Source organism: Streptomyces sp. NPDC045899 (genome assembly GCF_056431485.1).
In genome coordinates, this window is the sequence record NZ_JBWKKP010000067.1 from 1 (window position 1) to 4,273 (window position 4,273).

Annotated in this window: 1 protein-coding gene; it reads left to right on the forward strand. The window is 72.5% G+C overall.

Features of this window, described 5'->3' with window-relative positions:
- Positions 1 to 4,273 (forward strand): SDR family NAD(P)-dependent oxidoreductase (locus AC07FT_RS36305; protein ID WP_479180435.1); only part of this gene is annotated, 4,273 nt, incomplete at both ends.

A 4,273-nucleotide genomic window follows, 5' to 3' on the forward strand; every position in this document is an offset into this window, starting at 1 on the left:
CGGGCCTGGAGGTCGACTGGACCGCCTTCTACGCCAACACCGGTGCTCAGCGCGTCGATCTGCCCGCCTACGCCTTCCAGCGCGAGCGGTACTGGCTGACCCCGGGCACCGCCCCGGGCGATGTCTCGGCCGCCGGACTCGTCGGTGTCGACCACCCCGTCCTGGCCGCGGCCGTACAGGTCGGCGACCGTGACGACTGGGTGTTCACCGGCACCCTCTCCACCGAGACCCAGCCGTGGGTCGCGGAGCACCTGCTGCTCGGCACCATGGTGGTGCCCGGTACCGGGTTGGTCGAACTGGCCATCGCCGCCGGACGCCGCACCGGCAGCCCGGTGCTCGACGAGCTGGTGCTCGAGGCGCCCCTGCTCGTCCAGCCGGACGTCACCAGGCACCTGCACATCACGGTCGGCGCGTCGGACCCGGACGGCCGTCGTGACGTGGCCATCTACTCCAGGGCGGAGAATGCCACCGCCGAGACCGAGGCGACCTGCCACGCCCGTGGCACCCTCGGCACCGACGGCGCGCCCGCCGCGGCCTGGCCCGAGCAGTGGCCGCCGCAGGACGCCGAGCCGATGCCCGTGGACGAGCTCTACGGCCGTCTGGCCGACCTCGGGTACGACTACGGTCCGCTCTTCCACGGCGTCGAGGCCGTCTGGCGCGACGGGGACGAGACCTACGCCGAGGTGACCCTGCCCGAGGGCCACGAGGGCTTCGGCATCCACCCCGCGCTCTTCGACTCCGCGTTGCAGAGCGGTGTCATCCTGCTCACCGGAAGCGGCTCCGCGGCGCACCTCATGCCGTTCAGCTGGAGCGGTGTGCGGCTCCACGGTCCCGGCGCCTCGCGGCTGCGGGTCCGCTCCACCATGACCGGCGGCACCTCGCTGCGGCTCGACGCCGTGGACGAGAACGGGTCCCCAATGGTGTCCGTGCGCTCGCTCGTCGTGCGTCCCGTGGACGAGGAGCGCATCGACAGCTCGCGCGGCGACGCGCGGCAGTCGCTGTACACGGTGGACTGGACTCGTGTCGAGAGCGCGTCGGCCACCGGTACGCCGGAAATCGTCCGGATCGGCGCGGGGGAGACCCACGCGGATCTGGACGCCCTGGAGGGTGCGCTCGCCGAGGGCGCCACGGCGCCGCATGCGGTGCTCGCCGCCGTGGACACCACCGGAGAGGACACCCCCGACGCGGTGCGCGCCACCGTCGCCCGGGCGCTCGTCCTCGCACAGCGATGGCTGGCCGGTGAGTGGCTCGGCGAGTCCAAGCTGATCGTGGTGACGCGGGGCGCGGTCGCCGCCGACGGTGAGGCTCCCTCCGTCGCGCAGGCGGCGGTGTGGGGTCTGCTGCGCAGCGCCCAGTCCGAGCACCCGGGCCGCTTCGTCCTGGTCGACGTGGACGGTGCCGAACCCGACTGGAACGCGGTGCTGGGCGCGGAGGAACCCCAGTTGGCCGTGCGCGCGGGACAGTTGCTGGCTCCGCGCCTCGCACGTCCCGACACCACGTTCGGCCAGGCGCCCGCTCTGGACCCGGACGGGACCGTGGTGATCACCGGTGGTACGGCTGGTCTGGGCGCGGTGTTCGCCCGCCATCTGGCCACCGCGCACGGTGTGCGCCACCTGCTGCTGCTCAGCCGCCGCGGCCCGGAGGCCGAAGGTGCCGCCGAGCTCGAGGCGGAGCTGGAGGGCCTGGGCTGCCGCGTCCGGGTCGCCGCGTGCGATGTGTCCGACCGGGACCAGCTCGCGACGGCCCTCGGTTCGCTGGAACACCCGCTGACCGCCGTGGTGCACGCGGCCGGTGTCCTCGACGACGGAGTCATCGAGGCACTGTCGCCGGAGCACCTCGAGCGGGTCATGCGGCCGAAGGTGGACGCGGCGTGGCATCTGCATGAGCTGACCGCCGACGCCGGTCTCTCCGCGTTCGTGCTGTTCTCGTCGGTGGCCGCGCTGATCGGCAGCCCCGGTCAGGGCAACTACGCCTCCGCCAATGCCACGTTGGACGCGCTCGCCGCGGCACGCCGGGCCGCGGGACTGCCCGCCACCTCGCTGGCCTGGGGCCTGTGGGGAGACGTCGGTGGGATGTCCGGCCGGCTCGGCGGGGCCGACCTGGCCCGCCTGGAGCGCACCGGTGTGGGCGCACTGTCCCAGCAGCGTGGCCTCGAACTGTTCGACCTGGCGCTCGGCACCGGGAAGGCTCTGCTGGCGCCCGTCCAGCTCGACCCTGCCGCACTGCGGACCCAGGCCCGGGCCGGTCTGCTGCCCGCGCTGCTGCGCGGTCTGGCACCCGTTCCCGGCCGGCGCGCCGAGAGCGGTGGTTCGCTCGCCCAGCGTCTCGCCGGTGTCACGGAGGCCGACCGGGAGCCGATCGTCCTGGACACGGTGCGGGAGCAGGTGGCCGCCGTCCTCGGACACACCTCCGCCACGGCGATCGACACCGACCGCGCGTTCAAGGACATCGGCTTCGACTCCCTGAGCGCCGTCGAACTGCGCAACCGGCTGACCCAGGCCACGGGGGTGCGGCTGCCCGCCACGCTGATCTTCGACCACCCCACCCCGGCCGCCGTCGCGCGGCTGCTGCTCGCCGAGTTCGGCGGTGCCGAGGCGACGCCGAAGCCCATCACCCGCACGAAGCGGACCGCGCTGGACGAGCCGTTGGCCATCGTCGGCATGAGCTGCCGCTACCCGGGCGGGGTGACCTCGCCCGAGGAACTGTGGACGCTGGTGTCCCAGGGCCGCGACGCGGTGGGCGGCCTGCCCACCGACCGTGGCTGGGACCGGAACATCTACGACCCCGACCCGGACCGGGCCGGGAAGATCAACACCAGTGGTGGTGCCTTCCTCGAGCGCATCGGTGAGTTCGACGCGGAGTTCTTCGGGATCAGCCCGCGCGAGGCCACCGCGATGGACCCGCAGCAGCGGTTGCTGCTGGAGGCGTCGTGGGAGGCCTTCGAGCACGCGAGCATCGACCCGACGACGCTGCGCGGCAGTGACACCGGGGTGTTCGCCGGTGTGGTGACCACCGACTACGGCGGTATGTCCTCCGGTGAACTGGAGGGCTACCGCCTGACCGGGACCACGACGAGTGTGGTGTCCGGCCGGATCGCGTACACCCTCGGTCTGGAGGGCCCGGCGGTGTCCGTGGACACCGCGTGTTCCTCCTCCGCCGTCGCGCTGCACATGGCCGGACAGGCGCTGCGGTCCGGTGAGTGCTCACTCGCGCTGGTGGGAGGTGTGACCCTGCTTGCCGGGCCCTACCTGCTGACCGAGTTCAGCCGCCAGCGGGCGGTGTCGCCCGACGGACGCTGCAAGGCGTACTCGGCGTCGGCGAACGGCACCGGTTTCTCCGACGGTGTCGGTGTGGTGGTGCTGGAGCGGCTGTCGGACGCGAAGCGCAACGGGCGTCGCATCCTGGGCGTGGTCCGGGGCACGGCGGTGAACCAGGACGGTGCGAGCAACGGTCTGACGGCGCCGAACGGTCCGTCGCAGGAGCGGGTCATCCGGCGCGCCCTCGAGAACGCCGGGCTGCGCCCGCTCGACGTGGACGCCGTGGAGGGGCACGGGACGGGTACGAAGCTGGGTGACCCGATCGAGGCCCAGGCGCTGCTGGCCACCTACGGCCGGGAGCGGGATGGTGATCCGCTGTGGCTGGGGTCGATCAAGTCGAACATCGGTCATACGTCGGCTGCGGCCGGTGTGGCGGGTGTGATCAAGATGGTGATGGCGATGCGGCACGGTGTGCTGCCGCCGACGCTGCACGTGGATGAGCCGTCGCCGCATGTGGACTGGGAGTCCGGTGAGGTGCGGCTGCTGACCGAGGCCCAGGAGTGGCGGGTTGACGGTCGGCCGCGTCGTGCGGGTGTGTCGTCGTTCGGTGTGAGCGGCACCAATGCGCACATCATCGTCGAGGAGGCCCCGGCCGAGGAGCCGGTGGCCGAAGACCGCACCGCGCCCGAGGCACCGCTGCCGGTCGTGGTCTCCGCCCGGACCGATGGGGCACTGCGCGCCCAAGCCGAGCGGCTGCGTGCGCATGTGGCGTCACGCCCCGGGATATCGGTGGCGGATACGGCGTACTCGCTGGTCACGTCGCGGGCGTTGCTGGACCGTCGTGCGGTGGTGGTCGCGGCCGATCGTGATGAGTTGTTGGCGCGGCTGGCTGAGGTGACGGCTGGTGAGCCTGGTGTGGCGGGTAAGTCGGCGTTTTTGTTCACGGGTCAGGGTTCGCAGCGTTCGGGGATGGGTCTGGAGTTGGCCGGGGTGTTCCCGGTGTTCGACCGCACCTT